The 25,749-nt window shown below is 69.1% G+C and carries 27 protein-coding genes; all 27 read right to left on the bottom strand.

Going from position 1 to position 25,749, the window contains the following annotated elements; genetic code table 11:
* Positions 1 to 36 precede the first annotated feature (36 nt).
* The 27 genes from rplR to JOE63_RS07055 all read right to left on the bottom strand — a co-directional run bounded on the left by rplR (position 37) and on the right by JOE63_RS07055 (position 25,594).
* A complete protein-coding gene (gene rplR, locus JOE63_RS07185; protein WP_087471320.1) occupies positions 37 to 408 on the bottom strand; it encodes a 50S ribosomal protein L18 in 372 nt (123 codons plus the stop codon).
* 2 nt (positions 409 to 410) lie between these two features.
* Positions 411 to 947 carry a 50S ribosomal protein L6 gene (gene rplF, locus JOE63_RS07180; RefSeq protein ID WP_087471319.1) on the bottom strand — a complete coding sequence of 179 codons (537 nt, stop codon included), beginning with the start codon at positions 945 to 947 and terminating at the stop codon, positions 411 to 413.
* Positions 948 to 966: 19 nt separating this feature from the next.
* Positions 967 to 1,365 carry a 30S ribosomal protein S8 gene (gene rpsH / locus JOE63_RS07175; protein ID WP_087471318.1) on the bottom strand — a complete coding sequence of 133 codons (399 nt, stop codon included), beginning with the start codon at positions 1,363 to 1,365 and terminating at the stop codon, positions 967 to 969.
* An 82-nt stretch (positions 1,366 to 1,447) separates the two neighbouring features.
* Positions 1,448 to 1,633 (bottom strand): type Z 30S ribosomal protein S14, encoded by a 186-nt coding sequence (locus JOE63_RS07170; RefSeq protein ID WP_021480434.1) that lies wholly within the window; start codon positions 1,631 to 1,633, stop codon positions 1,448 to 1,450.
* A 1-nt stretch (position 1,634) separates the two neighbouring features.
* Positions 1,635 to 2,204 (bottom strand): 50S ribosomal protein L5, encoded by a 570-nt coding sequence (rplE, locus tag JOE63_RS07165; protein ID WP_087471317.1) that lies wholly within the window; start codon positions 2,202 to 2,204, stop codon positions 1,635 to 1,637.
* Complete coding sequence (rplX, locus tag JOE63_RS07160) at positions 2,204 to 2,545, bottom strand: 50S ribosomal protein L24 (protein WP_087471316.1); 342 nt, start codon at positions 2,543 to 2,545, stop codon at positions 2,204 to 2,206. Before rplX ends, rplE begins: the two co-directional genes overlap by 1 nt.
* 2 nt (positions 2,546 to 2,547) lie before the next feature.
* Complete coding sequence (gene rplN, locus JOE63_RS07155) at positions 2,548 to 2,916, bottom strand: 50S ribosomal protein L14 (RefSeq protein WP_056653778.1); 369 nt, start codon at positions 2,914 to 2,916, stop codon at positions 2,548 to 2,550.
* A 204-nt stretch (positions 2,917 to 3,120) separates the two neighbouring features.
* Positions 3,121 to 3,420 carry a 30S ribosomal protein S17 gene (gene rpsQ / locus JOE63_RS07150; protein ID WP_204540209.1) on the bottom strand — a complete coding sequence of 100 codons (300 nt, stop codon included), beginning with the start codon at positions 3,418 to 3,420 and terminating at the stop codon, positions 3,121 to 3,123.
* 11 nt (positions 3,421 to 3,431) lie between these two features.
* Positions 3,432 to 3,668, bottom strand: coding sequence for a 50S ribosomal protein L29 (gene rpmC / locus JOE63_RS07145; RefSeq protein WP_021480429.1), 237 nt, complete (start codon positions 3,666 to 3,668; stop codon positions 3,432 to 3,434).
* Positions 3,668 to 4,087 carry a 50S ribosomal protein L16 gene (rplP, locus tag JOE63_RS07140; RefSeq protein WP_021480428.1) on the bottom strand — a complete coding sequence of 140 codons (420 nt, stop codon included), beginning with the start codon at positions 4,085 to 4,087 and terminating at the stop codon, positions 3,668 to 3,670. Before rplP ends, rpmC begins: the two co-directional genes overlap by 1 nt.
* 3 nt (positions 4,088 to 4,090) lie before the next feature.
* A complete protein-coding gene (gene rpsC, locus JOE63_RS07135; RefSeq protein WP_087471314.1) occupies positions 4,091 to 4,936 on the bottom strand; it encodes a 30S ribosomal protein S3 in 846 nt (281 codons plus the stop codon).
* The gene (gene rplV / locus JOE63_RS07130; protein ID WP_021479879.1) at positions 4,936 to 5,307 is read right to left on the bottom strand and encodes a 50S ribosomal protein L22; all 372 of its coding nucleotides are present in this window, start codon (positions 5,305 to 5,307) and stop codon (positions 4,936 to 4,938) included. Before rplV ends, rpsC begins: the two co-directional genes overlap by 1 nt.
* Before the next feature lie 58 nt (positions 5,308 to 5,365).
* Positions 5,366 to 5,647 (bottom strand): 30S ribosomal protein S19, encoded by a 282-nt coding sequence (gene rpsS / locus JOE63_RS07125; protein ID WP_021479878.1) that lies wholly within the window; start codon positions 5,645 to 5,647, stop codon positions 5,366 to 5,368.
* Between the two features lie 15 nt (positions 5,648 to 5,662).
* Positions 5,663 to 6,499, bottom strand: coding sequence for a 50S ribosomal protein L2 (gene rplB / locus JOE63_RS07120; protein ID WP_087471313.1), 837 nt, complete (start codon positions 6,497 to 6,499; stop codon positions 5,663 to 5,665).
* A gap of 31 nt (positions 6,500 to 6,530) precedes the next feature.
* Positions 6,531 to 6,821, bottom strand: coding sequence for a 50S ribosomal protein L23 (gene rplW, locus JOE63_RS07115; RefSeq protein ID WP_021479876.1), 291 nt, complete (start codon positions 6,819 to 6,821; stop codon positions 6,531 to 6,533).
* Positions 6,818 to 7,522, bottom strand: a complete 705-nt coding sequence (rplD, locus tag JOE63_RS07110) for a 50S ribosomal protein L4 (protein ID WP_087472814.1) — start codon at positions 7,520 to 7,522, stop codon at positions 6,818 to 6,820. The genes rplW and rplD overlap by 4 nt, the downstream gene beginning before the upstream one ends.
* Before the next feature lie 5 nt (positions 7,523 to 7,527).
* The gene (gene rplC, locus JOE63_RS07105) at positions 7,528 to 8,190 is read right to left on the bottom strand and encodes a 50S ribosomal protein L3 (RefSeq protein WP_087471312.1); all 663 of its coding nucleotides are present in this window, start codon (positions 8,188 to 8,190) and stop codon (positions 7,528 to 7,530) included.
* A gap of 14 nt (positions 8,191 to 8,204) precedes the next feature.
* On the bottom strand, positions 8,205 to 8,513 hold the full coding sequence (gene rpsJ / locus JOE63_RS07100) for a 30S ribosomal protein S10 (RefSeq protein ID WP_012867945.1): 309 nt from the start codon (positions 8,511 to 8,513) through the stop codon (positions 8,205 to 8,207).
* A 513-nt stretch (positions 8,514 to 9,026) separates the two neighbouring features.
* Positions 9,027 to 10,223: an elongation factor Tu gene (gene tuf, locus JOE63_RS07095; protein WP_087471311.1), complete on the bottom strand. Its 1,197-nt coding sequence runs from the start codon at positions 10,221 to 10,223 to the stop codon at positions 9,027 to 9,029.
* Between the two features lie 128 nt (positions 10,224 to 10,351).
* A complete protein-coding gene (fusA, locus tag JOE63_RS07090; protein WP_087471310.1) occupies positions 10,352 to 12,454 on the bottom strand; it encodes an elongation factor G in 2,103 nt (700 codons plus the stop codon).
* A 117-nt stretch (positions 12,455 to 12,571) separates the two neighbouring features.
* Positions 12,572 to 13,042 carry a 30S ribosomal protein S7 gene (gene rpsG / locus JOE63_RS07085; protein ID WP_087471309.1) on the bottom strand — a complete coding sequence of 157 codons (471 nt, stop codon included), beginning with the start codon at positions 13,040 to 13,042 and terminating at the stop codon, positions 12,572 to 12,574.
* Entirely contained in the window at positions 13,042 to 13,416 is a 375-nt protein-coding gene (gene rpsL / locus JOE63_RS07080; protein ID WP_021479869.1) for a 30S ribosomal protein S12, read from the bottom strand. Before rpsL ends, rpsG begins: the two co-directional genes overlap by 1 nt.
* A gap of 454 nt (positions 13,417 to 13,870) precedes the next feature.
* Positions 13,871 to 17,752 carry a DNA-directed RNA polymerase subunit beta' gene (locus JOE63_RS07075; protein WP_204540206.1) on the bottom strand — a complete coding sequence of 1,294 codons (3,882 nt, stop codon included), beginning with the start codon at positions 17,750 to 17,752 and terminating at the stop codon, positions 13,871 to 13,873.
* Positions 17,753 to 17,867: 115 nt separating this feature from the next.
* Positions 17,868 to 21,380, bottom strand: coding sequence for a DNA-directed RNA polymerase subunit beta (gene rpoB / locus JOE63_RS07070; RefSeq protein WP_087471307.1), 3,513 nt, complete (start codon positions 21,378 to 21,380; stop codon positions 17,868 to 17,870).
* Positions 21,381 to 21,892: 512 nt separating this feature from the next.
* Positions 21,893 to 22,282 (bottom strand): 50S ribosomal protein L7/L12, encoded by a 390-nt coding sequence (rplL, locus tag JOE63_RS07065; RefSeq protein ID WP_087471306.1) that lies wholly within the window; start codon positions 22,280 to 22,282, stop codon positions 21,893 to 21,895.
* Positions 22,283 to 22,396: 114 nt separating this feature from the next.
* The gene (gene rplJ / locus JOE63_RS07060; protein WP_087471305.1) at positions 22,397 to 22,927 is read right to left on the bottom strand and encodes a 50S ribosomal protein L10; all 531 of its coding nucleotides are present in this window, start codon (positions 22,925 to 22,927) and stop codon (positions 22,397 to 22,399) included.
* Positions 22,928 to 23,215: 288 nt separating this feature from the next.
* Positions 23,216 to 25,594, bottom strand: coding sequence for a CHAT domain-containing protein (locus JOE63_RS07055; RefSeq protein WP_204540203.1), 2,379 nt, complete (start codon positions 25,592 to 25,594; stop codon positions 23,216 to 23,218).
* Positions 25,595 to 25,749: the final 155 nt, after the last annotated feature.

Here is a 25,749-nt window from a genome sequence, read left to right as displayed (position 1 = left end):
GAATCCTTTGCTTCCGTGTGGGGATGGTCGGCGTCGTCACAGGGACAGACCGCCCTCGCGAGCGCCGTCGGCGACCGCAGCGACCCGACCGTGGTACTTGTTGCCACCACGGTCGAAGACGACGGCGTCGACGCCCTTGGCCTTCGCACGCTCGGCGACGAGCTCGCCGACCTTGCGGGCCTTGGCGCTCTTGTCGCCGTCGAGCGCACGCAGGTCCGCCTCGAGCGACGAGGCCGACGCGAGCGTCTGACCGATCGTGTCGTCCACGACCTGGGCCGTGATGTGACGCGTCGAGCGCGTCACCACGAGGCGCGGACGACCGGCGGTCCCCTTGATCTTCTTGCGCAGGCGCAGGTGGCGGCGCTGACGCGCGACGGCCTTGCCCTTGCCGAGAACCTTCAGAGCCATCGTTACTTACCAGCCTTTCCGACCTTGCGGCGGACGACCTCGCCGGCGTAACGCACACCCTTGCCCTTGTACGGCTCGGGCTTGCGGATCTTGCGGATGTTCGCTGCGACCTCGCCGACCTGCTGCTTGTCGATGCCGGAGACCGAGAACTTCGTCGGGCTCTCGACCGCGAACGCGATGCCCGCGGGCGGCGTCACGACGACCGGGTGGCTGAAGCCGAGGGCGAACTCGAGGTCCGAGCCCTTGGCCGTCACGCGGTAACCGGTGCCGACGATCTCGAGCTTCTTCTCGTAGCCCTGCGTCACGCCCTCGACGATGTTCGCCAGGAGGGTGCGCGTGAGGCCGTGCAGCGCGCGGGACTCGCGCTCGTCGTTCGGGCGCGTCACCACGAGGGTGCCGTCCTCCTGAGCGACCTGGATGGGGGCGGGCACGTGGTGCTCGAGAGAGCCCTTGGGGCCCTTCACGGTCACGAGCGCACCGCTGATGGTGACGTCCACTCCGGCGGGAACCGGAACGGGGATCTTGCCGATTCGAGACATGGCGTATCTCCTTTCCGGATTACCAGACGTAGGCGAGGACTTCGCCGCCCACGCCCTTCTTGGCGGCCTGCTTGTCGGTGAGCAGACCGGAGGACGTGGACAGGATCGCCACGCCCAGACCGCCCAGAACCTTGGGCAGCTCGGTGGACTTGGCGTACTTGCGCAGGCCCGGCTTGGACACGCGGCGCACGCCGGCAAGGCTGCGCTCACGGTTCGGGCCGAACTTCAGCTGGATGGTGAGGTTCTTGCCCACCGTCGCGTCCTCGACGCTCCAGCCGGAGATGTAGCCCTCGGCCTGGAGGATCTCGGCAATGTGCGACTTCAGCTTCGAGTACGGCATGGTCACCGTCTCGTGGTAAGCCGAGTTCGCGTTCCGCAGACGCGTCAGCATGTCTGCGATCGGGTCGGTCATCGTCATCGGGCTCTAGCCCTTCCTCGACGTGGTATCCGGGCGGAGGCGCGTCGTGCGACGCGCTCCGCCAGGACCTACGACGTAGTTGTTACCAGCTGCTCTTGGTGACGCCGGGAAGCTCACCACGGTGGGCCATCTCGCGCACGCAGATGCGGCACAGGCCGAACTTGCGGTACACCGAGTGCGGGCGACCGCACTTCTGGCACCGGGTGTAGGCGCGGACCGCGAACTTGGGCTTGGCGGCCGCCTTGTTGATCAGGGCCTTCTTCGCCATGTCAGTTCTCCTTGAAGGGGAAGCCGAGACGGCGCAGCAGGGAGCGGCCCTCGTCGTCGGTCGTCGCCGTGGTCACGATCGTGATGTCCATACCGCGGACACGGTCGATCTTGTCCTGGTCGATCTCGTGGAACATCGACTGCTCCGTGAGGCCGAACGTGTAGTTGCCGTGCCCGTCGAACTGCTTGGGCGACAGGCCGCGGAAGTCGCGGATGCGCGGCAGAGCGATCGACAGGAGACGGTCGAGGAACTCCCACATGCGGTCGCCGCGCAGCGTGACGTGCGCACCGATCGGCATGCCCTCGCGCAGCTTGAACTGCGCGATGGACTTGCGGGCCTTGGTCACCTGCGGCTTCTGGCCGGTGATCGCGGACAGGTCGCGGATAGCACCCTCGATGAGCTTCGAGTCCTTGGCCGCGTCACCGACACCCATGTTCACGACGATCTTCGTGACGCGGGCGACCTGGTTGACGTTCTCGTGCCCGAACTCCTCGCGCAGACCGGCGACGATCTCCTCGCGGTAGCGCTGCTTCAGGCGAGGCACCTCGGGGGCAACGATCTCGGTGCTCATCAGATGTCCTTCCCGGAGCGCTTGGCGACACGCACGCGCACGGTGCGCTTGCGGCCGTCACGCTCGACCTCTTCGGTGCGGTACCCGACGCGGGTGCCCTTCTTGGTCTCCGGGTCGACGACCATCACGTTGCTGATGTGGATCGGGGCCTCGACGGTCTCGATCCCACCGGTCCGCGTGCCGCGCTGCGACTGGCCGACCTTGGTGTGCTTGGTGATGCGCTGGACGCCCTCGACGATGACGCGGTCACGGTCGGTGAGCACCTCGAGGACGCGGCCCTGCTTGCCCTTGTCCTTGCCGGCGATGACGACGACGAGGTCGCCCTTCTTGATCTTGGCCATGGTCAGAGCACCTCCGGAGCCAGCGAGATGATCTTCATGAACCGCTTGTCGCGCAGCTCGCGCCCGACCGGGCCGAAGATGCGCGTCCCGCGCGGCTCGCCGTCGTTCTTGAGGATCACGGCGGCGTTCTCGTCGAACTTGATGTAGGAACCGTCCGGACGACGGCGCTCCTTGGCGGTACGGACGATGACGGCCTTGACCACGTCGCCCTTCTTCACGTTGCCGCCCGGGATCGCGTCCTTGACGGTTGCGACGATGACGTCGCCGATTCCGGCGTAGCGACGGCCCGAGCCACCGAGAACACGGATGCAGAGAATCTCCTTGGCACCCGTGTTGTCGGCGACACGAAGTCGCGACTCCTGCTGGATCATGTAATGAACTCCTGTCGTCGAGCCGGTTCTCGCGCGGGGCGAGCCTTGCCGAACGGATAGCTGTCAGTGCCGGGTCCCTCGCGGGTGAACCGGCCAGGACCAGGCGGTGGACCCGCCCGACCTGTCCTCACTGGTTGCCGCACCGCGGTGCGGCACGAGAGCGGTCGTGACGGGCGAGCGTGCCCGCCCGTCACGACCGGTGGATCACTTGGCCTTCTCGAGGATCTCCACGAGGCGCCACCGCTTGGTCGCGGACAGCGGGCGGGTCTCCATGATGAGCACGAGGTCGCCCACGCCGGCAGAGTTCTGCTCGTCGTGGACCTTGACCTTGCTCGTGCGGCGGATGACCTTGCCGTAGAGCGGGTGCTTGACCCGGTCCTCGACCTCGACCACCACGGTCTTGTCCATCTTGTCGCTCACGACGTAGCCGCGGCGCGTCTTGCGGTTCGCGCGCTCCTCGGTCGCCTCGGCGACGTCGGGCGCGTTGGTTGCGTTCTCGCTCATTCCAGCCTCACTCACTCGGCGCTCGGCGCGGTACGGATGCCGAGCTCGCGCTCACGCAGGATCGTGTAGATCCGCGCGATGTCGCGGCGGACGGCCTTGAGGCGCCCGTGGCTCTCCAGCTGGCCGGTGGCCGACTGGAAGCGGAGGTTGAAGAGCTCCTCCTTGACCTTCTTGAGCTCGGCGACGAGCGTCTCGTCGTCCATGGCGTCGAGGTCGACGGGGGCGAGCCCCTTCGTTCCGATTGCCATCAGTTGCCACCACCCTCGCGCACCACGAAACGGCACTTCATCGGGAGCTTGTGGATCGCGCGGCGCATCGCCTCGCGAGCCAGGTCCTCCGGGACACCGGCCAGCTCGAAGACGATCCGGCCGGGCTTGACATTGGCGACCCACCACTCGGGCGAACCCTTACCGGAACCCATGCGGGTCTCGGCAGGCTTCTTGGTCAGGGGACGGTCCGGGTAGATGTTGATCCAGACCTTGCCGCCACGCTTGATGTGGCGGGTCATCGCGATACGAGCAGCCTCGATCTGCCGGTTCGTGACGTACGCCGGCTCGAGAGCCTGGATGCCGTACTCACCGAACGAGATCTGCGTGCCACCCTTCGCCGCGCCGGAGCGCGACGGGTGGTGCTGCTTGCGGTGCTTGAGCCTGCGCGGGATCAGCATGACTCAGGCCTCCGTTCCGGTCTCAGGGGCCTTCGCCTCCGCGGCAGGAGCGGACTGCTCAGCCGCGGCCGGCGCCTCGGACCCGGAGGTCCGCTCGCCCGAACGCTCGGGACGACGGCCACCACCACGACGGTCGCCGCCACGCTCACCGCGCGGGCCACCACGGCCCTGGCGCGGAGCGGCCGTGGCCTGCTGCGCGGCGAACTCCTTCTCGGTGACGTCGCCCTTGTAGATCCAGACCTTCACGCCGATGCGGCCGAAGGTCGTGCGGGCCTCGAAGAAGCCGTAGTCGATGTACGCACGGAGCGTGTGCAGCGGCACACGACCCTCGCGGTAGAACTCCGACCGGCTCATCTCGGCGCCGCCGAGGCGGCCGGCGACCTGCACGCGGATGCCCTTGGCACCGGCGCGCTGGGCCGACTGGATGCCCTTGCGCATCGCACGCCGGAACGAGACGCGGCTCGCGAGCTGCTCGGCGATGCCCTGCGCGACGAGCTGCGCGTCCGTCTCGGCGTTCTTCACCTCGAGGATGTTGAGCTGCACCTGCTTGCCGGTGAGCTTCTCCAGCTCGCCGCGGATGCGGTCCGCCTCGGCGCCACGGCGACCGATGACGATGCCCGGGCGTGCCGTGTGGATGTCCACGCGGACACGGTCACGGGTGCGCTCGATCTCGACCTTGGAGATGCCTGCGCGCTCGAGACCGGTGCTCATGAGCTTGCGGATCTGGACGTCCTCGCGGACGTAGTCGCGGTACCGCTGTCCGGGCTTGGTGCTGTCGGCGAACCAGCGCGACCGGTGGTCGGTGGTGATGCCGAGGCGGTACCCGTGCGGGTGAACCTTCTGTCCCACTATCGGGCACTTCCCTTCGTGTTCTCACGCGGAGCGACGACCACGGTGATGTGGCTGGTGCGCTTGAGGATGCGGTTCGCACGGCCCTGGGCCCGCGGGCGGAAACGCTTGAGGGTCGGGCCCTCGTCGACGAACGCCTCACGCACGACGAGCTCCTGCTCCTCGAACGCCTCGCTCGCACGGTCTGCCTTCACCCGGGCGTTGGCGATCGCGCTCTCCACGACCTTGCGGACGGGCTCGCTCGCCGCCTGCGGTGCGAACTTCAGCACCGCGACGGCCTCGGAGGCCTGCTTGCCACGGATGAGGTCCACGACGCGCCGGGCCTTCTGGGGCGTGACACGGACGAACCGCGCCTGCGCCTTGGCTTCCATTGCTGTCCTGCCTTCTTGTCTCTTGACCGTCCAGGTCGTCACCAGACTGACCCGGGGGTCAGCGGCGACGACCCTTCTTGTCGTCCTTCACGTGGCCGCGGAAGGTCCGCGTGGGAGCGAACTCGCCGAGCTTGTGGCCGACCATCGACTCGGTGACGAACACCGGCGTGTGCTTGCGACCGTCGTGCACGGCGAACGTGTGACCGAGGAAGTCGGGCGTGATGACCGACCGACGGGACCAGGTCTTGATGACGTTCTTGGTCCCCTTCTCGTTCTGAGCGTCCACCTTCTTCTGAAGGTGGTCGTCGACGAAGGGGCCCTTCTTCAGGCTACGAGGCATGTCTCCAGGCTCCTATCAGCGCTTCTTGCCGGTACGGCGACGACGCACGATCAGCTTGTCGCTCGGCTTGTTCGGACGGCGGGTACGACCCTCAGGCTGGCCCCACGGGCTCACCGGGTGGCGACCACCGGAGGTCTTGCCCTCACCACCACCGTGCGGGTGGTCGATCGGGTTCATGGCGACACCACGGACGGTCGGGCGCTTGCCCTTCCAGCGCATGCGGCCGGCCTTGCCCCAGTTGATGTTCGACTGCTCGGCGTTGCCCACCTCGCCGACCGTCGCGCGGCAGCGCAGGTCGACGTTGCGGATCTCGCCGGAGGGCATGCGCAGCTGCGCGTACGGCCCGTCCTTCGCGACGAGCTGCACGGACGCACCCGCCGAGCGGGCGATCTTCGCGCCGCCACCGGGCTTGAGCTCGATGGCGTGGATGACCGTACCGGTCGGGATGTTGCGCAGCGGCAGGTTGTTGCCGGGCTTGATGTCGGCGCCCGCACCGTTCTCGACGACGTCGCCCTGCTTGAGCTTGGCCGGCGCGATGATGTAGCGCTTCTCGCCGTCCGCGTAGTGCAGGAGCGCGATGCGCGCCGTGCGGTTGGGGTCGTACTCGATGTGCGCGACCTTGGCGGGCACGCCGTCCTTGTCGTGGCGACGGAAGTCGATCACGCGGTACGCACGCTTGTGGCCACCACCCTTGTGACGGGTGGTGATCCGGCCGGAGCTGTTGCGGCCGCCGCTCTTCGAGAGCGGGCGGACCAGAGACTTCTCCGGCTGCGAGCGCGTGATCTCGGCGAAGTCGGCGACGCTCGAGCCGCGGCGGCCGGGCGTCGTCGGCTTGTACTTACGGATTCCCATGGGGATCTGTCCTCAATCTGCTCTCGTCGGCTCAGCCGAAGATGTCGATCGTGCCCTCGCGGAGGGTGACGATCGCACGCTTGGTGTCCTTGCGCTTGCCCAGGCCGAAACGCGTGCGACGCGTCTTGCCCTTGCGGTTGATCGTGTTCACCGAGGCCACCTTGACCGAGAAGATCTGCTCGACGGCGATCTTGATCTCGGTCTTGTTGGCCCGCGGGTCGACGACGAACGTGTACTTGCCCTCGTCGAGCAGGCCGTAGCTCTTCTCGGAGACGACCGGCGCGAGGATCACGTCACGGGGGTCCTTGGTCACGGTGGTCACTTCGCGGCCTCCTCGGCAGCAGTCTCGTCCGCCTCGGTGGAGGTGGCGACGGCCTTCGCGGAGCGACCCGTGGCCGGGCCCGCCAGGAACGCGTCGAGCGCGCCCTGCGTGAAGACGACGTCGTCGGAGACGAGCACGTCGTAGGTGTTGAGCTGGTCGGCCACCAGGAGGTGGACCTGCTCGACGTTCCGCAGCGACTTGACCGTCAGCTCGTCACCACGCTCGGTGACGACGAGGACGTGCTTGCGCTCGGAGAGCTTGGCGAGCGTCGCGACGGCGGTCTTGGTCGACGGCAGGCCGTCGACGCCGAAGCCGGTCACGACGTGGACACGGCCGTTGCGGGCGCGGTCCGAGAGGGCACCGCGGAGCGCGGCAGCCTTCATCTTCTTGGGCGTCCGCTGGTCGTACGAGCGCGGCGTCGGGCCGTGGACGACGCCACCCCCGGCGAACTGCGGCGCACGGGTCGAACCCTGGCGGGCGCGGCCGGTGCCCTTCTGCTTGTACGGCTTGCGACCACCACCGCGGACCTCGCCGCGGCTCTTGGTGTCGTGGGTGCCCTGGCGTGCAGCAGCACGCTGGGCGACGACGACCTGGTGGATCAGCGGGACGTTGAGCTCGACGTCGAACACCTCGGCGGGGAGCTCGGCGGTGCCGGCCTTCTTGCCCTTGGGGTCCAGCACGTCAACGGTCAGAGCGGACATGGTGTTCACGCTCCCTTCGCGGCGCTGCGCACGAGGACGACGCCGCCCTTGGGGCCGGGAACCGCGCCCTTGACGAGCAGCAGACCCTTCTCGGCGTCGACCGCGTGGACGGTCAGGTTCTGGGTGGTCTGGCGGTCGTTGCCCATGCGACCGGCCATCCGCAGGCCCTTGAACACGCGCGACGGGGTCGAGGCCCCACCGATCGAGCCCGGCTTGCGGTGGTTGCGGTGCGCACCGTGCGAGGCGCCCACGCCGGAGAAGCCGTGGCGCTTCATGACACCGGCGGTGCCCTTGCCCTTGGTCGTGCCCACGACGTCGACCACGGCGCCGGCCTCGAAGGCCTCCGCGGTGATCTCCTGGCCGAGCGCGTACTCGGCGGCGTCGGTGGTACGGACCTCGGCGACGTGACGACGCGGCGTGACGCCGGCCTTCTCGAAGTGGCCCTTGAGCGGCTTCGTGACCTTGCGCGGGTCGATCTGGCCGTAGGCGAGCTGCACGGCGGCGTACCCGTCGGCGTCGGCCGTGCGCACCTGCGTCACGACGTTCGTGCCGACGGCGACGACGGTCACGGGCACGAGGCGACCGGCCTCGTCCCAGAGCTGCGTCATCCCGAGCTTCGTGCCGAGCACCGCGGTGACCGGGCGCGCGTTCTGCTGGGGAATAGTCATGATGTCCTCCAGCCTCAGAGCTTGATCTCGATGTTCACGTCGGCAGGCAGGTCGAGACGCATGAGCGAGTCGACGGCCTTCGGCGTGGGATCGATGATGTCGATCAGCCGCTTGTGCGTGCGCATCTCGAAGTGCTCGCGGCTGTCCTTGTACTTGTGAGGCGACCGGATGACGCAGAAGACGTTCTTCTCCGTCGGCAGCGGCACCGGACCCACGACCGTTGCACCAGCGCGCGTCACCGTGTCGACGATCTTGCGCGCCGAGCTGTCGATGACCTCGTGGTCGTAGGACTTGAGCCGGATGCGGATCTTCTGTCCCGCCATGGCGTCGTCTGACTCTCTCTCTCGAACCGCTAGCTGTCCGACCCCCGCGCTCGGGCGTGTCGCGTAGTCGCGACGCACCTGGGCGCACGCGCCGAGAGGCGCAGGGCCGTTGGATATGTGGACCCCCGTCCGCACCGTGCTGACGCACGGCTCCGCGAAGCGGGCCACAACGTTTGTGCGAGCCTGGTCGGAACGTGTGTTCCGCGGGGTGCTCGATCCATGGCGACAGAGAGCTCAACCCGCAGGACCGGGACGAGGTCCCGGGATCCTGGCCCTCCTCAGGAGGACCGGTTCAACACACTGTTCGACACGTGAAAGAGCGCGCCCGTAACAGGCAACCTGAACAGTCTGCCACACGAAGGCCGCCTGGCCAAGTCGAGACCGGGCCAGGGGCTGTGACGGTGACCGCAGGAGGCCGCGGTGGCACCGCACGGGACGGCAGACCGCAGGCCGAAGGCCCGGTCCCGCGGACGGGACCGGGCCTTCGACGAGTGCTGCGGAGGCAGCGTCAGATCACTTGAGGATCTTGGTGACGCGGCCCGAGCCCACGGTGCGGCCACCCTCACGGATGGCGAAGCCGAGGCCCTCCTCCATGGCGATCGGCTGGATCAGCGCGACCGTCATCTCGGTGTTGTCGCCGGGCATGACCATCTCGGTGCCCTCGGGCAGCGTGATGACGCCGGTGACGTCCGTGGTGCGGAAGTAGAACTGCGGACGGTAGTTCGAGTAGAACGGGTTGTGACGCCCACCCTCGTCCTTGCCCAGGATGTAGACCTGCGCCTCGAAGTCCGTGTGCGGGGTGATCGAGCCCGGCTTCACGACGACCTGGCCGCGCTCGACGTCCTCACGCTTGATGCCGCGCAGGAGGAGACCGGTGTTGTCGCCGGCCTGCGCCTGGTCCATCTGCTTGTGGAACGTCTCGATGCCCGTGACCGTGGTCTTCTGGGGCGCGCGGATGCCGACGATCTCGACGTCCGAGTTGAGGTCGAGCGTGCCACGCTCCACCTTGCCGGTGACGACCGTGCCACGACCGGTGATCGTGAAGACGTCCTCGACGGGCATGAGGAACGGCTTGTCGAGCTCGCGGACGGGCTCGGGCACGCTCTCGTCCACGGCCTCCATGAGCTCGAGGATCTTCGCGGTCCACTCGGGGTCGCCCTCGAGCGCCTTGAGGCCCGACACGCGCACGACCGGCGCGTTGTCGCCGTCGAACTCCTGCGAGGAGAGGAGCTCGCGCACCTCCATCTCGACGAGCTCGAGGATCTCCTCGTCGTCGACCATGTCGGACTTGTTCAGCGCGACGAGCAGGTACGGCACGCCGACCTGGCGGGCGAGCAGGACGTGCTCGCGCGTCTGGGCCATCGGGCCGTCGGTCGCGGCGACCACCAGGATCGCGCCGTCCATCTGGGCGGCACCGGTGATCATGTTCTTGATGTAGTCGGCGTGACCGGGAGCGTCGACGTGCGCGTAGTGGCGCTTCGGCGTCTCGTACTCGATGTGCGCGATGTTGATCGTGATACCGCGCTGCTTCTCCTCGGGAGCCGCGTCGATCTCGTCGAAGTTGCGCTGCGTGTTCGCCGGCAGGTCCGGGTACGTGTCCGCGAGCGTCTTCGAGATCGCCGCCGTGAGCGTCGTCTTACCGTGGTCGACGTGACCGATGGTGCCGACGTTGACGTGCGGCTTGGTCCGCTCGAACTTGGCCTTAGCCACTGGGGTCCTCCTGGGACTTGGGTAGATGTGCCGAACGTTGCGAATGTCGACCGAGAGATCCTACATCCGCGGGGCGTTGCGGTTTTCCTACAGGTTGATGGTTGTGCGGGTCTTCGACCTGTGGGGACTCACTCGCCCCGGGTCTTCTTGATGATCTCTTCGGCAACGTTCCGAGGAACCTCGGCGTAGCTGTCGAACTGCATCGAGTACACGGCGCGACCCTGGGTCTTGGACCGGAGGTCGCCGATGTACCCGAACATCTCTGACAACGGTACTTGGGCCCGGACGACCTTCACACCCGTCGCGTCCTCCATGGACTGGATCATTCCACGACGTGAGTTCAGGTCGCCGATGACGTCGCCCATGTACTCCTCGGGCGTACGCACCTCGACCGCCATCACCGGCTCCAGCAGAACCGGGTCCGCCCGCTTGACGCCCTCCTTGAGGACCATCGAGCCGGCGATCTTGAACGCCATCTCCGAGGAGTCGACCTCGTGGTAGGCGCCGTCGAGCAGCGTCGCCTTGACCCCGACCAGCGGGAAGCCGGCGAGCACGCCGAGCTCCATCGCGGACTGGATACCGGCGTCGACGCTCGGGATGTACTCGCGCGGGATGCGACCACCGGTGACGGCGTTGGCGAACTCGTAGAGCTCACCCTCGGCCGTGTCGAGCGGCTCGAAGGTCACCTGGACCTTCGCGAACTGCCCGGAGCCACCGGTCTGCTTCTTGTGCGTGTAGTCGATCTTCTCCGCCTTGCGACGGATCGTCTCGCGGTACGCGACCTGCGGCTTGCCGACGTTCGCCTCGACCTTGAACTCGCGACGCATGCGGTCGACGAGGATGTCGAGGTGGAGCTCGCCCATGCCGCCGATGACGGTCTGACCGGTCTCCTGGTCCAGCTTGACGCGGAAGGTCGGGTCCTCCTCGGCGAGCTTCTGGATCGCCGTCGAGAGCTTCTCCTGGTCGGCCTTCGTCTTCGGCTCGATCGCGACGTCGATGACGGGCTCGGGGAACGTCATGGACTCGAGGATCACGGGCGCGTCGAGCGCGCTGAGCGTGTCACCCGTCGTGGTGTCCTTGAGGCCGATGAACGCGTAGATGTGGCCCGCGCTCGCCTCCTCGACCGGGTTCTCCTTGTTGGAGTGCATCTGGAAGAGCTTCCCGATGCGCTCCTTCTTGCCCTTGGTCGAGTTGAGCACCTGGGCGCCCTGCGCGACCTTGCCCGAGTAGACCCGGACGTAGGTGAGCTTGCCGAAGAACGGGTGCGACGCGACCTTGAACGCGAGCGCGGAGAAGGGCTCGGTCGCGTCGGGGTGACGCTCGACGATCTTCTCCTCGTCCTTGACGTCGTGGCCCTCGATCGCGGGGACGTCGAGCGGCGACGGCAGGTAGTCGATGACCGCGTCGAGCATGGGCTGGACGCCCTTGTTCTTGAACGCGGACCCGCACAGGACCGGGAACGCCTCGCCCGCGATGACGAGCTTGCGGATCCCGGACTTGATCTCCGCGATCGTCAGCTCCTCGCCGCCGAGGTACTTCTCGAGCAGCTCCTCGTCAGCCTCCGCGACGGCCTCGACGAGCTCGCTGCGGTACTGCTCGGCCTTCTCGACGAGGTCGGCCGGGATCTCCTCGGTCTCGTACGCCTCGCCGAGCTTCGTCTCGCCGCGCCACACCAGAGCCTTCATCTCCAGGAGGTCGACGACACCGGTGAAGTCGTTCTCGGAGCCGATCGGCAGCTGGATGACCAGCGGCTTCGCCTTGAGGCGGTTGATGATGGTGTCGACGGTGAAGTAGAAGTCCGCACCGAGCTTGTCCATCTTGTTGACGAAGCAGATGCGCGGCACGTTGTACTTGTCCGCCTGGCGCCACACCGTCTCCGACTGCGGCTCCACGCCCTCCTTGCCGTCGAAGACGGCGACGGCGCCGTCGAGCACGCGCAGGGAGCGCTCGACCTCGACCGTGAAGTCGACGTGGCCGGGCGTGTCGATGATGTTGATCTGGTTGTTCTTCCAGTAGCAGGTCGTCGCGGCCGACGTGATCGTGATGCCGCGCTCCTGCTCCTGCTCCATCCAGTCCATCGTCGACGCGCCGTCGTGCGTCTCACCGATCTTGTAGTTCACACCCGTGTAGAACAGGATGCGCTCGGTGGTCGTGGTCTTCCCGGCATCGATGTGGGCCATGATGCCGATGTTGCGGACCTTGTTCAGGTCGGTCAGCACGTCAAGTGCCACGGTCTGTTTCCCTCGCTAGGTGGGTTGAGTCGGGGGCGCTGCTCGGACCGGGGTGGCCGGCCGGAGACCCGCCGACGGCCCCGGGGACCGTGAGGTCCCCGAGGCCGGTCGGGCGGACTACCAGCGGTAGTGGGCGAAGGCCTTGTTGGACTCCGCCATCTTGTGCATGTCCTCGCGACGCTTGACCGCGGCACCGAGGCCGTTGCTCGCGTCGAGGATCTCGTTCATGAGGCGCTCGGTCATGGTCTTCTCGCGACGGGCGCGCGAGTAGTCCGTGAGCCAGCGCAGCGCGAGGGTCGTGGAGCGCGCGGGACGCACCTCGACGGGGACCTGGTAGGTCGCGCCACCGACGCGGCGCGAGCGGACCTCGAGCGCGGGACGCACGTTCTCGAGCGCACGCTTGAGGACGACGACCGGGTCGCCGTCGGTCTTCGCACGGACGCCCTCGAGGGCGCCGTAGACGATCGACTCGGCGGTGGACTTCTTGCCGTCGAGCAGCACCTTGTTGATGAGCTGCGTGACGACGGGCGACCCGTAGACGGGGTCGATGATGAGCGGCCGCTTCGGGGCCGGGCCCTTGCGAGGCATCAGCTCTTCTCCTTCTTGGCGCCGTACCGGCTGCGGGCCTGCTTGCGGTTCTTCACGCCCTGCGTGTCGAGCGCGCCGCGCACGATCTTGTAGCGCACACCCGGGAGGTCCTTCACACGACCGCCGCGCACGAGCACGATGGAGTGCTCCTGGAGGTTGTGGCCGACGCCCGGGATGTAGGCCGTGACCTCGACCTGGGAGGAGAGCTTCACGCGAGCGACCTTGCGCAGCGCGGAGTTCGGCTTCTTCGGGGTGGTGGTGTACACGCGCGTGCACACACCGCGCCGCTGCGGGGAGCCCTTGAGGGCGGGGGTCTTCGACTTCCCCACCTTCGAGGTCCGCCCCTTGCGGACGAGCTGCTGGATCGTAGGCACTACGTCTCCGTGTCTTCTCGAGCTACCGGGGCTATCCCCGATGGTGGTCGTGCTGGCTGCTGGAGCCGATCGCACGAGGCACCCGCAGCGCGAGACACGCTGCAGCAGCCACCTACCACCGGCTCGATGGTCCGTCCCTGCCCACGAGCACGAGGTGCCGTCAGGACCGGGATCCGGAATGCCCGGGCACTCACATCGGCCCGTCCGGAGCCCGCTGCGCGGAGGTGGGAGCGATAACTCGCTGACACCGCCCCGCCAGGGACATCACGGAGGGCCCGACGGCGCGGGCACGGTTTACCAGGTTACCTGCCGCCCAGCAGGTAGTCAAAGGAGCAGGTCACCGCCCGCCTGCGGCGGGCGGGTCCGCTCCCCCAGGACGCCGAACGGGTGCCCCCGGCGCCCCGCACCCGAGGTGCGGGACGCCGTCGGGCACCCGTCCGGCGGTCGAGGAACGTCAGCGGTAGTCGCCGAAGTCCAGGTCCTCGAGCGGGATCGCCTCGCCGGAGCCCATGCCGAGCGCCGGGAAGTCGATCTCGTCGTAGCCGAAGCTCGGGTAGAGCTCCGTCTTGGCCTGCTCGGTCGGCTCGACCTGGACCTTGGTGTACCGGGGCAGACCGGTACCGGCCGGGATGAGCTTTCCGATGATGACGTTCTCCTTGAGGCCGAGGAGCGGGTCGCGACGACCGCTCATCGACGCCTCGGTGAGCACGCGCGTCGTCTCCTGGAAGGAGGCGGCCGACAGCCACGAGTCCGTCGCGAGCGACGCCTTCGTGATGCCCATCAGCTCGGGACGGCCGGAGGCCGGCTGGCCACCCTCCGCCACGGTACGACGGTTGGCGTCCTCGAAGCGGCCACGCTCGGCCAGCTCGCCCGGGAGCAGCGGCGCGTCACCCGAGTCGAGGACCGTGATCCGGCGGAGCATCTGCCGGACGATGACCTCGATGTGCTTGTCGTGGATGTCCACGCCCTGGGAGCGGTAGACCTCCTGGACCTCGTCCACCAGGTGCTTCTGCGTGGCACGCGGGCCGAGGATGCGCAGGACCTTCTTGGGGTCCACCGCACCCTGGACGAGCTGCGTGCCGACCGAGACCTGGTCGCCGTCCTGCACGAGCAGGCGGGCGCGCTTGGTCACCGGGTACGCGATCTCCTCCGAGCCGTCGTCCGGCGTCAGCACGAGACGGCGCGAGCGCTCCGTGTCGTCGATCGCGATGCGACCCGAGAACTCCGCGATGGGCGCCTCACCCTTGGGGGTGCGGGCCTCGAAGAGCTCCGTGACACGGGGCAGACCCTGCGTGATGTCGTCCGCGGACGCCACACCACCGGTGTGGAACGTACGCATCGTCAGCTGGGTGCCCGGCTCACCGATCGACTGGGCGGCGATGATGCCGACCGCCTCGCCGATGTCGACGAGCTTGCCCGTGGCGAGCGAGCGCCCGTAGCACTTGGCGCACGTCCCGACGCGCGACTCGCACGTGAGGACCGAGCGGACCTTGGCCTCGCGGACGCCCGCGGCCACCGCGGCGTCGATGAGGACGTCGCCCGCGTCGTCGCCGGCCTTGCCGACGACGTTCCCGTCGGGGTCGACCAGGTCGGCCGCGAGGGTGCGCGAGTAGACGCTCGTCTCCACCTTCGGGTGGCGCACGAGCTTGCCCGCGAGCTCCTCCGCGATCGGCAGGGTCAGGCCGCGCTCCGTGCCGCAGTCCTCCTCGCGGACGATGACGTCCTGCGACACGTCCACGAGACGACGCGTGAGGTAGCCCGAGTCGGCGGTCCGCAGAGCGGTGTCCGCCAGACCCTTGCGGGCGCCGTGCGTCGCGATGAAGTACTCGAGGACGGACAGGCCCTCGCGGTAGTTGGACTTGATCGGGCGCGGGATGATCTCGCCCTTCGGGTTCGCCACGAGACCGCGCATGCCGGCGATCTGACGGACCTGCATCCAGTTACCACGGGCACCTGAGCCGACCATGCGGTACACGGTGTTGCGGTCGTTCGCCTCGAGGTTCTCGCGCATGACCGACGCGACCTTGTCCGTCGCCTGGGTCCAGATCTCGATGAGCTCCTGACGGCGCTCGTCGTCCGTGATGAGACCACGGTCGTACTGCTGCTGGACCTTGAGCGCGCGCTCCTCGTGCTGCTCGAGGATGACGGCCTTCTCCTTGGGCGTCGCCACGTCGGAGATCGCGATCGTGACGCCGGAGCGGGTCGCCCAGCGGAAGCCGGCGGCCTTCAGCGCGTCGAGCGACGCCGCGACCTCGACCTTCGGGTAGCGCTCCGCGAGCTCGTTGACGATCGCCGAGAGGCGCTTCTTGTCGACGACCGAGTTCACGTACGGGTAGTCGACGGGGAGCGTCTCGTTGAACAGCGCACGACCGAGCGTGGTGTCGAAGAGGATCGGCTGACCCTCGTCCCAGCCCTCGGGAGCCTCGAAGCCGGAGACCGGCGGGACGAGGTCCGTCGTGCGGATCTTCACCTCGGCGTTCAGGTCCAGGGTGCCCTGGTCGAACGCCATGATCGCCTCGGCGACCGAGCCGAACGCGCGGCCCTCGCCCTCGGCGCCCTTGCGGTCGCTCGTCAGGTGGTACAGGCCGATGATCATGTCCTGCGAGGGCATGGTCACCGGACGACCGTCCGACGGCTTGAGGATGTTGTTGCTCGAGAGCATGAGGATGCGGGCCTCGGCCTGCGCCTCCGCGCTCAGGGGCAGGTGGACGGCCATCTGGTCACCGTCGAAGTCCGCGTTGAACGCGGCGCACACGAGCGGGTGCAGGTGGATCGCCTTGCCCTCGACGAGCTGCGGCTCGAACGCCTGGATGCCCAGGCGGTGCAGCGTCGGCGCACGGTTGAGCAGCACGGGGTGCTCCGTGATGACCTCTTCGAGCACGTCCCACACGACCGGGCGGGCACGCTCGACCATGCGCTTGGCGCTCTTGATGTTCTGCGCGTGGTTGAGGTCCACGAGCCGCTTCATGACGAACGGCTTGAACAGCTCGAGCGCCATCTGCTTGGGCAGGCCGCACTGGTGCAGCTTGAGCTGCGGGCCGACGACGATGACCGAACGGCCCGAGTAGTCGACGCGCTTGCCGAGCAGGTTCTGACGGAAACGACCCTGCTTGCCCTTGAGCATGTCCGAGATCGACTTCAGCGGGCGGTTGCCGGGGCCCGTGACCGGACGACCACGGCGGCCGTTGTCGAACAGCGAGTCCACGGCCTCCTGGAGCATCCGCTTCTCGTTGTTGACGATGATCTCCGGGGCGCCCAGGTCGAGCAGACGCTTGAGGCGGTTGTTCCGGTTGATCACGCGGCGGTACAGGTCGTTCAGGTCGCTCGTCGCGAAGCGGCCACCGTCGAGCTGCACCATCGGGCGCAGGTCCGGCGGGATGACCGGGACGGCGTCGAGCACCATGCCCGTGGGCGAGTTCGTCGTGGTGAGGAACGCGTTGACGACCTTGAGGCGCTTGAGGGCACGCGTCTTGCGCTGCCCCTTGCCCGAGCGGATGGTCTCGCGCAGGGACTCGGCCTCCGCCTCCAGGTCGAAGTCCTGGAGACGCTTCTGGATCGCCGCGGCGCCCATCGAGCCCTCGAAGTAGGTGCCGTAGCGGTCCTGGAGGGCGCGGTAGAGCATCTCGTCGCCCTCGAGGTCGGCGACCTTGAGGTTCTTGAAGCGGTCCCACACCTGGTCGAGGCGGTCGAGCTGGGCGTCCGCGCGCTTGCGGATCTGCGCCATCTCGCGCTCGGCCGAGTCGCGGACCTTGCGGCGCGCGTCGGCCTTCGCACCCTCGGCCTCGAGCTCGGCCAGGTCGGCCTCGAGCTTCTGGGCGCGGGAGTTGATGTCGTTGTCGCGGGCGTCCGCGATCTCCTTCTTCTCCAGGTCGATCTCGTTCTGGAGGTTGGGGAGGTCTTCCTGGCGACCCTCGTCGTCGACCGACGTGATCATGTACGCCGCGAAGTAGATGACCTTCTCCAGGTCCTTCGGGGCGAGGTCGAGCAGGTAGCCGAGGCGCGAGGGCACGCCCTTGAAGAACCAGATGTGCGTGACGGGCGCGGCGAGCTCGATGTGGCCCATGCGCTCACGACGCACCTTCGAGCGCGTCACCTCGACGCCGCAGCGCTCGCAGATGATGCCCTTGAAGCGCACGCGCTTGTACTTGCCGCAGTAGCACTCCCAGTCCCGGGTGGGGCCGAAGATCTTCTCGCAGAAGAGTCCGTCCTTCTCGGGCTTGAGGGTGCGGTAGTTGATGGTCTCGGGCTTCTTCACCTCTCCGTGCGACCACGCACGGATGTCGTCGGCCGTGGCCAGGCCGATGCGCAGCTCGTCGAAGACGTTGACGTCGAGCAAGTTGTCCTACTTCCTTCGTCTGCCGGGACCGGACGGGGCCGGTGCCGACGCCATAAAGACGGTTGGTGCGGGGTCGTCGGCGGGAGCGGGGTGACCCGCTCCCGCCTGCCCGAGATCAGATCTCGTCGATGCTGGACGCCGCGTTGGGGCGGCGCGACAGGTCGATGCCGAGCTCTTCTGCTGCGCGGTACACGTCGTCGTCCGACTCCCGCATCTCGATGGACACGCCGTCGCTCGAGAGCACCTCGACGTTCAGGCACAGCGACTGCATCTCCTTGAGGAGGACCTTGAAGGACTCCGGGATGCCCGAGTCGGGGATGTTCTCGCCCTTGACGATGGCCTCGTACACCTTGACGCGGCCGGGGACGTCGTCGGACTTGATGGTGAGGAGCTCCTGCAGCGTGTAGGCCGCGCCGTACGCCTCGAGGGCCCACACCTCCATCTCGCCGAAGCGCTGACCACCGAACTGCGCCTTACCACCCAGCGGCTGCTGCGTGATCATCGAGTACGGACCGGTCGAGCGCGCGTGGATCTTGTCGTCGACCAGGTGGTGGAGCTTGAGGATGTACATGTAGCCCACGGCCACCGGCTCGGGGAACGGCTCGCCGGAGCGGCCGTCGAACAGGCGGGCCTTGCCGTCGCCGCCGACCGTCCGCACGCCGTCGCGGTTGGGGATCGTCGACGAGAGCAGACCGGTCAGCGCGTCCTCGTGGAGGCCGTCGAACACCGGGGTGGCGACGGGGCGGCCGGGCACGGACGACGCCGCGATCTCGGGGACGTTCTCCTTCCAGGAGAGGTCCTTGCCCTCGGCGAGCGAGATGTCCCAGCCCTGCTTCGCGACCCACCCGAGGTGCGTCTCGAGGACCTGGCCGACGTTCATACGACCGGGCACGCCCAGCGGGTTGAGGACGACGTCGACCGGCGTCCCGTCCGCGAGGAACGGCATGTCCTCGACGGGCAGGATCTTGGAGATGACGCCCTTGTTGCCGTGGCGGCCGGCGAGCTTGTCGCCGTCCGTGATCTTGCGGCGCTGCGCGATGTAGACGCGCACGAGCTGGTTCACGCCCGCGGGCAGCTCGTCGCCGTCCTCGCGGTTGAACTCGCGCACGCCGATGACCGTGCCGGACTCGCCGTGGGGCACCTTGAGGGACGTGTCGCGCACCTCGCGCGCCTTCTCGCCGAAGATCGCGCGCAGCAGGCGCTCCTCCGGCGTCAGCTCGGTCTCGCCCTTCGGGGTGACCTTGCCGACCAGGACGTCGCCCGCGCCGACCTCGGCGCCGATGCGGATGATGCCGCGCTCGTCGAGGTCCGCGAGGACGTCCTCGGAGACGTTCGGGATGTCCCGCGTGATCTCCTCGGGGCCGAGCTTGGTGTCGCGCGCGTCGACCTCGTGCTCCTCGATGTGGATCGAGGAGAGCACGTCGTCCTGCACGAGACGCTGGCTGAGGATGATCGCGTCCTCGTAGTTGTGGCCCTCCCACGACATGAACGCCACGAGCAGGTTGCGGCCGAGCGCGAGCTCGCCCTCGTCCGTCGCCGGGCCGTCCGCGAGGACGGAGCCGGGCTCGATGCGCTGGCCCTCGTCGACGAGCACGCGCTGGTTGTAGCTCGTGCCCTGGTTGGAGCGGCGGAACTTCGCGATGCGGTAGCTGCCGGTCGTGCCGTCGTCGTTCGCGACGAGCACGAGGTCGGCCGAGACCTCGGTGACGACACCGGGCTTCGACGCGACGACGACGTCGCCCGCGTCGACCGCCGCGCGCCACTCCATGCCGGTCCCGACGAGCGGGGCCTCGGAACGGACCAGCGGCACGGCCTGGCGCTGCATGTTGGCGCCCATGAGGGCGCGGTTGGCGTCGTCGTGCTCGAGGAACGGGATGAGCGCGGTCGCGACCGACACCATCTGGCGCGGCGAGACGTCCATGTAGTCGACCTGGGCCCCGGGGACGATCTCGACCTCGCCGCCCTTGGTGCGCACGAGCACGCGCTCGTCCGCGAAGGAGCCGTCGACGTTGAGCACCTGGTTCGCCTGCGCGATGACGTGGCGGTCCTCGTCGTCGGCCGTGAGGTAGACGACCTCGTCGGTCACCTTGCCCGCCGTCACCTTGCGGTAGGGCGTCTCGATGAAGCCGAACGGGTTGATCCGGCCGTACGACGCGAGCGAGCCGATCAGGCCGATGTTCGGGCCCTCAGGGGTCTCGATCGGGCACATGCGGCCGTAGTGCGACGGGTGGACGTCACGGACCTCCATGCCGGCGCGGTCGCGCGACAGACCACCCGGGCCGAGCGCGGAGAGGCGACGCTTGTGCGTCAGGCCCGCGAGCGGGTTGTTCTGGTCCATGAACTGCGAGAGCTGCGACGTGCCGAAGAACTCGCGGATGGACGCCACGACCGGGCGGATGTTGATGAGCGTCTGCGGCGTGATCGCCTCGACGTCCTGCGTCGTCATGCGCTCGCGCACGACGCGCTCCATCCGGGACAGGCCCGTGCGGACCTGGTTCTGGATGAGCTCGCCGACGGCGCGGATGCGACGGTTGCCGAAGTGGTCGATGTCGTCGGTCTCGACGCGCACCTCGACGGCCTCGCCGTTCCGGGTGCCCGGGATGCTGGCGTGGTCGGCGTGCAGGGCCGCGAGGTACTTGATCGTCGCGACGACGTCCGAGACGGAGAGCGTCGAGTCCGTGAGCGGCGCGTCGATGCCGAGCTTCTTGTTCGCCTTGTAGCGGCCGACCTTCGCCATGTCGTAGCGCTTCGGGTTGAAGTAGAAGTTCTCGAGCAGCGCGCGGCCGGCCTCGACCGTCGGCGGCTCGCCCGGGCGGATCTTGCGGTACAGGTCGACGAGGGCCTCGTCCTGGGTGTGGACGTGGTCCTTCTCGAGCGTGTCCAGCACCGACGGGAAGTCGGCGAACTGCTCGCGGATCTCCGACTCGGTGAGGCCGAGCGCCTTGAGCAGCACCGTGACGGACTGCTTGCGCTTGCGGTCGACGCGCACGCCGACGGCGTCGCGCTTGTCGATCTCGAACTCGAGCCAGGCGCCACGCGAGGGGATGATCTTCGCGGAGAAGATGTCCTTGTCGCTCGTCTTGTCGGCCGTGCGCTCGAAGTAGACGCCGGGCGAGCGGACGAGCTGGGAGACGACGACGCGCTCGGTGCCGTTGATGATGAAGGTGCCGCGCTCGGTCATGAGCGGGAAGTCGCCCATGAAGACCGTCTGGCTCTTGATCTCACCGGTGTTGTAGTTGACGAACTCCGCGGTGACGAAGAGCGGCGCGGCGTACGTGAAGTCCTTCTCCTTGCACTCGTCGGCCGTGTACTTGGGCGGCTCGAAACGGTGGTTGGAGAACGACAGCGACATCGAGGAGCCGAAGTCCTCGATCGGGGAGATCTCCTCGAAGATCTCCTCGAGACCCGACGTCGAGGGCACGTCCTGGCGGCCGGCCGCGGCGGCGGCGGCGACACGCGCCTGCCACGCCTCGTTGCCGAGGAGCCAGTCGAAGCTCTCGGTCTGGAGGCCCAGCAGGTCGGGGACCTCGAGGGGCTCGTAGATCTTGGCGAAGGAGAGGCGACGCGATGCGGTGCGGTTCGCGATGGCGTCGGCGGTCGGAGCAGAAGGGGTGCGCGAGGCAGCCAAGAGGGGTCCTTCCCTGCAGATCGAAAGAACGCTGCACCGCCGGGCTGGACACGATCACCGCCGCCACGACACCTCGCGGACGCGCACGTACGTCGACGAGGGGGTCGGGGGTATTTGAGATCGGGGGCACAGGACAGCGCAAAGCGTGAGCATAGCCCACAACGCATCGCAACACAACCCCGGGGCGTGCGACCCCGCCCGGTACCGGACGCCTGGGCGCCCCACCGGTACTCGTGCGGGCCCCGTCGCCCGCCACCGACCCGTCCCGCGGGTCGCGAACCTGCTGCCGTCGACCTCGCTGTCCTGCGTCGTCGACCCGCACATGGTGGCACACTCGTGGCCGTTCCGTGAAGCCGGTGCGCCCGCCCGGGTGCCCGACGACGTCCCGCGCCCGCGCTCCTCCACGCGCCGCGCGGCCGTGCGGCGAGAACGACGACGAGGCCCGCACCCCGAGCGGGGTGCGGGCCTCGTGCGGCGTGCTGACCGGTCCCGTCAGGACGGGACCGGCGAGATCACTTGACGGTGACCGTGGCGCCGGCGCCCTCGAGGGCAGCCTTCGCCTTGTCCGCGGCGTCCTTCGCGACAGCCTCCAGGACGGGCTTGGGGGCGCCGTCGACGAGGTCCTTGGCCTCCTTGAGACCGAGGGACGTGAGGGCGCGCACCTCCTTGATGACCTGGATCTTCTTGTCGCCGGCAGCCTCGAGGATGACGTCGAACTCCGTCTTCTCCTCGGCCTCCTCGGCGGCGGCACCGCCACCGGCGGCAGCCGGGGCAGCAGCGGCGACGGGGGCGGCCGCGGTGACCTCGAAGGTCTCCTCGAAGGCCTTCACGAACTCGTTGAGCTCGATGAGGGTGAGGTCCTTGAACTGCGCAATGAGCTCGTCGGTGCTGAGCTTCGCCATGATGGCGTTCCTTTCGGTCGGTGCTCGGCAGCGGCCCGGTGCGGGCCTGCCAGAAGCGGGGTGTGTGCTTGCGCTGCGTGGATCACGAGTCCGGGGCGCGCCCCGGGCACGGGATCAGGCGGCAGCGCCCTCCGATTCCTGCTTCTGACGCAGGGCATCGATGACGCGGGCGGCCTGGGCGGTGTTCGCGGTGAAGACGTAGGCAGCCTGGAAGAGCTTGGCCTTCATCGCGCCGGCCGCCTTGGCCAGCAGGACCTCGCGGGACTCGAGGTCCGCGAGCTTCGTGACCTCCGCGGCGGTCAGGGGGCGCCCGTCGAGGACACCGCCCTTGATGACCAGCGCGGGGTTCGCCTTGGCGAAGTCACGCAGACCCTTGGCAGCCTCGACCGGGTCCCCGGTGACGAAGGCGATTGCCGACGGGCCCTGCAGGTCGGCGTCGAGTCCCTCGACACCGGCCTCCTTGGCCGCGATAGCGGTCAGCGTGTTCTTCACCACGGCGTAGGTTGCGTTGCCGCTGAGCGACCGACGCAGCTGCTTGAGCTGCGCGACGGTGAGCCCGCGGTACTCGGTCAGCACGGCAGCGTTCGAGTCGCGGAGCTTCTCCGAGATCTCGGCGACTGCGGCTGCCTTGTCCGGCCTCGCCATGGCAATCCTTCCGGTGGTGGTACCACCGGCGTCCGTCCCGGAACGAGAAAGAGCCCCGCGCAGGCGCGGGGCTCGTGGTCGCACGCACGGCGGGGCCGGGCGGACGTCGTCGATTCGCTACCTGCGCTGGCCTCCACCTCGTGGTGGGACTTCGATCCGTCACGTCCTGCAGACGGAGTCTGCGGGCAGCGTCGGACGACCGGCGGTCTTGGGTACACGCTCATCGTACGGGACGGCGGCGCGTGCGCCAAACCGCGCTCGCCCACGTCGGCCCCTCCCGCCGCGCGGTCAGAGCACCAGGGGACCGAAGCAGACCAGCGGGACGGGCTCGGGCTCGTCGGCGACCGCACGGGCGAGCGCCGTCCCGGGCATGGCGCCGTCGCGCAGCTCCGCGTGGAGCGACGGCATGACGCGTGCGGCGACGTCGTCGCGCAGCGGGGCGACGCTCGCGATCACGGCGCGCGCGCCGAGCCGCAGGAGGACGCTCGTCAGGCCGAGCGACTCGCCGCCGATGCGCGGCGTCGAGAGTCCGACCTCGCACGCCGACAGGACCACGACCACGCCGTGCAGGTCGGTCCCGTCGAGCTCGTGCGCGAACAGCGGGCCGTCCGCCAGACGCAGCGAGGAGAAGAGCGGGTTGTCGGTCTCGTGCGTCCCGTGCGCCGCGAGATGGACCACGCCGGCGGTCCGGAGCCCCTCGACCACCGCCTCGCACGTGGCGTCCTCGCCCGCGAGGGCCTCGGCCCCCTCCCAGACCGACGCGACGAGCTTGGCCTCCGCGCCCGAGAACCGCAGTCCCGGGCCGGCGACGACGAACGCCTCGTCCCCCCGCCGGACGGGTTCGCCGGGGCGCAGGTCCACCCACGAGTTGGCCCATGTGCGCCGACCACGCCGTGAGGGCAGCGACGCCCACGGGAGCGCGAGCAGGAGGTCGCGCGCCGCGACGTGCAGGTCGCCGTCGGCCTCCAGGGGCAGCACGAGGGCGTCGTCGAGCGCGGTCAGCGTGCGCGTGAGCGACGCGACCGCCGCCTCCCGCATCGGGACGGGGATGAGCACGTTCGACAGCACGGCGAGGTCCGCTCGGGCCCGGCGGACCTGCTCGGCGACCGTCACGCGCGCCCCGAGCCGGACGAGCCGCGTCCCGGACGCGGAGACGCGGACCGCGAGCACGTCGTCACCGTCGAGCACGAGGTCCGCGACCACGGCGTCGGTGCCCGCCGCGGCGAGCGCAGAACGAAGGCGGCGCTCCGTCGCGGCGACCGGGGTCGCCGCCCCTCCCCCGTGCTGCCACGCGCGCCGCCGCGCGTCGTCCTGCAGCCGGCGGGCAGCCCGCAGGTGGTCCTGACGCCGGGCGAGGTGCGAGGGGTCCGAGGGGGCGCCGAGCGCGCGGGCGGCCTCGACCTCGCGGCGCGCCGCGGCGAGGAGGTCCGCGAGGACCGGGTCCGACGGAGGGCGCACGCGGCCGGTGCCCGCGAACGCCGCGCGACCCCGCTCGACCGCGTCGAAGATCGTCCCAGGACGCCGCGTCCGCAGCGCCGCCGCCACGTCCACGTTGCCGAGCCGGACCCCGTGCACGGCTGATGCCGTCACCGCGTCCACGGAGCCGAGCCGCGCACGGTGCTCGGCGAGGGCCGACTGGCCGCGCCGCACGGCCCGCACGCCGCCGCGACGGTCACCAGCCGCGAACGCGAGCTGGGCGAGCACGGCCTCGTGCTGCAGCCGCACGGGCAGCGGGGCACGGTCGAGCCGCCCGGGAACCTGCGCGAGGACGTCCTGCGCGGCGGGCACGTCCCCTGCGGTCACGAGCCACTCGGCAGCGAGGAGCTGGGCCGGGATCGTCACGCCGAGGCCGGCGACGCCGCCGAGCGTGTCGCCCTCGCGCGCGAGGTCGAGCGCCCAGGCGGCGTGCCGCCGCGCCGTCGTCGGCGTCACGCCGTCCGACCGGTGCTCCGTGAGCGCCGCCTGCAGCTCGGCGACGCGGGCGCGCAGCATCCACGGGGTGTTCCCCAGCCGATCGAACCGGCGCGACGCCGACCGGGCCAGTCGGCGGGCGTCGGTGTAGCGGCGCAGGCCGAGCACGACGCGCGACCGCACCAGCTCGACCTCGGCGAGGTCGCGCAGCATGCGGTAGCGCGAGAGGTGCTCGCGCGCCTCGCGCAGCGCGTCGTCGGCCTCGGTCAGCAGCCCGGCGTCGAGCAGCACCTGCGCGCGGTCGATCAGGCCGACGGCGGCGTGCCGGTCCGGCGCCTGCTCTGCGGCCTCGTCCATCGCACGCAGGGCCGCCGGGAGGTCGCCCTGCAGATACATGACCCACCCGAGGTTGTGCGCCGCCATGGACGCGTACATCTCGTTCTCGATCCGGCGCGCCAGGGCGAGGCAGTCCGCGAAGTCGGCGGCGGCCGAGGTCAGGCGGCCGAGGTCCGAGTGCAGGCTCCCTCGGTTCATGTGGAGGACAGCTCGGTCTCGTTCGTCCTCCGGCGGAACGAGACCGACCGCCTCGTCCATCGCCCGCAGAGCTTCGCCGAGCGAGCCCGTCCGGTGCAGCACGAGGCCGCGCTGGCCGAGCACGACGGCACGAAGGGCACCGTCGTGCTCGACCACCGAGGCCGCGTCAGACAGCAGGTCGAGCGCGTGCTCGACGTCGCCACGCGACTCCAGGTGGCACACCGCCAGCCCGATCCTGGCCCGGACGACAAGGTGCGCGACCTCCCTGGTGCGCGAGGCCCCTGTTCCTCCTGCCCCTGCACACCACCCGAGCACAGCATCGAAGTCGCGCCGCGCCGCGTCGTGGCGCCCTCGGGCATTCAGTCCGAGCGCGCGGT

It is taken from the genome of Cellulosimicrobium cellulans, assembly GCF_016907755.1.
Classification (GTDB): domain Bacteria; phylum Actinomycetota; class Actinomycetes; order Actinomycetales; family Cellulomonadaceae; genus Cellulosimicrobium; species Cellulosimicrobium cellulans_D.
This window is presented reverse-complemented; position numbering and strand designations above follow the sequence as displayed.

Bases quoted from the DNA above. Each gene is read 5' to 3' on its own strand.
- rplR (WP_087471320.1), bottom strand. From the start codon at position 408: ATGGCTCTGAAGGTTCTCGGCAAGGGCAAGGCCGTCGCGCGTCAGCGC.
- rplJ (WP_087471305.1), bottom strand. From the start codon at position 22,927: ATGGCGAGGCCGGACAAGGCAGCCGCAGTCGCCGAGATCTCGGAGAAG.
- rplN (WP_056653778.1), bottom strand. From the start codon at position 2,916: ATGATCCAGCAGGAGTCGCGACTTCGTGTCGCCGACAACACGGGTGCC.
- rplL (WP_087471306.1), bottom strand. From the start codon at position 22,282: ATGGCGAAGCTCAGCACCGACGAGCTCATTGCGCAGTTCAAGGACCTC.
- rplE (WP_087471317.1), bottom strand. From the start codon at position 2,204: ATGAGCACCGAGATCGTTGCCCCCGAGGTGCCTCGCCTGAAGCAGCGC.
- rplV (WP_021479879.1), bottom strand. From the start codon at position 5,307: ATGGAAGCCAAGGCGCAGGCGCGGTTCGTCCGTGTCACGCCCCAGAAG.
- rpmC (WP_021480429.1), bottom strand. From the start codon at position 3,668: ATGGCAATCGGAACGAAGGGGCTCGCCCCCGTCGACCTCGACGCCATG.
- rpsH (WP_087471318.1), bottom strand. From the start codon at position 1,365: ATGACGATGACCGACCCGATCGCAGACATGCTGACGCGTCTGCGGAAC.
- rpsG (WP_087471309.1), bottom strand. From the start codon at position 13,042: ATGCCTCGCAAGGGCCCGGCCCCGAAGCGGCCGCTCATCATCGACCCC.
- rpsJ (WP_012867945.1), bottom strand. From the start codon at position 8,513: ATGGCGGGACAGAAGATCCGCATCCGGCTCAAGTCCTACGACCACGAG.
- rplF (WP_087471319.1), bottom strand. From the start codon at position 947: ATGTCTCGAATCGGCAAGATCCCCGTTCCGGTTCCCGCCGGAGTGGAC.
- rplP (WP_021480428.1), bottom strand. From the start codon at position 4,087: ATGCTGATCCCGCGCAGGCTCAAGCACCGCAAGCAGCACCACCCGTCG.
- rplC (WP_087471312.1), bottom strand. From the start codon at position 8,190: ATGACTATTCCCCAGCAGAACGCGCGCCCGGTCACCGCGGTGCTCGGC.
- rpsS (WP_021479878.1), bottom strand. From the start codon at position 5,647: ATGCCTCGTAGCCTGAAGAAGGGCCCCTTCGTCGACGACCACCTTCAG.
- rplB (WP_087471313.1), bottom strand. From the start codon at position 6,499: ATGGGAATCCGTAAGTACAAGCCGACGACGCCCGGCCGCCGCGGCTCG.
- rplX (WP_087471316.1), bottom strand. From the start codon at position 2,545: ATGGCCAAGATCAAGAAGGGCGACCTCGTCGTCGTCATCGCCGGCAAG.
- rpsQ (WP_204540209.1), bottom strand. From the start codon at position 3,420: ATGAGCGAGAACGCAACCAACGCGCCCGACGTCGCCGAGGCGACCGAG.
- rplD (WP_087472814.1), bottom strand. From the start codon at position 7,522: ATGTCCGCTCTGACCGTTGACGTGCTGGACCCCAAGGGCAAGAAGGCC.
- JOE63_RS07170 (WP_021480434.1), bottom strand. From the start codon at position 1,633: ATGGCGAAGAAGGCCCTGATCAACAAGGCGGCCGCCAAGCCCAAGTTC.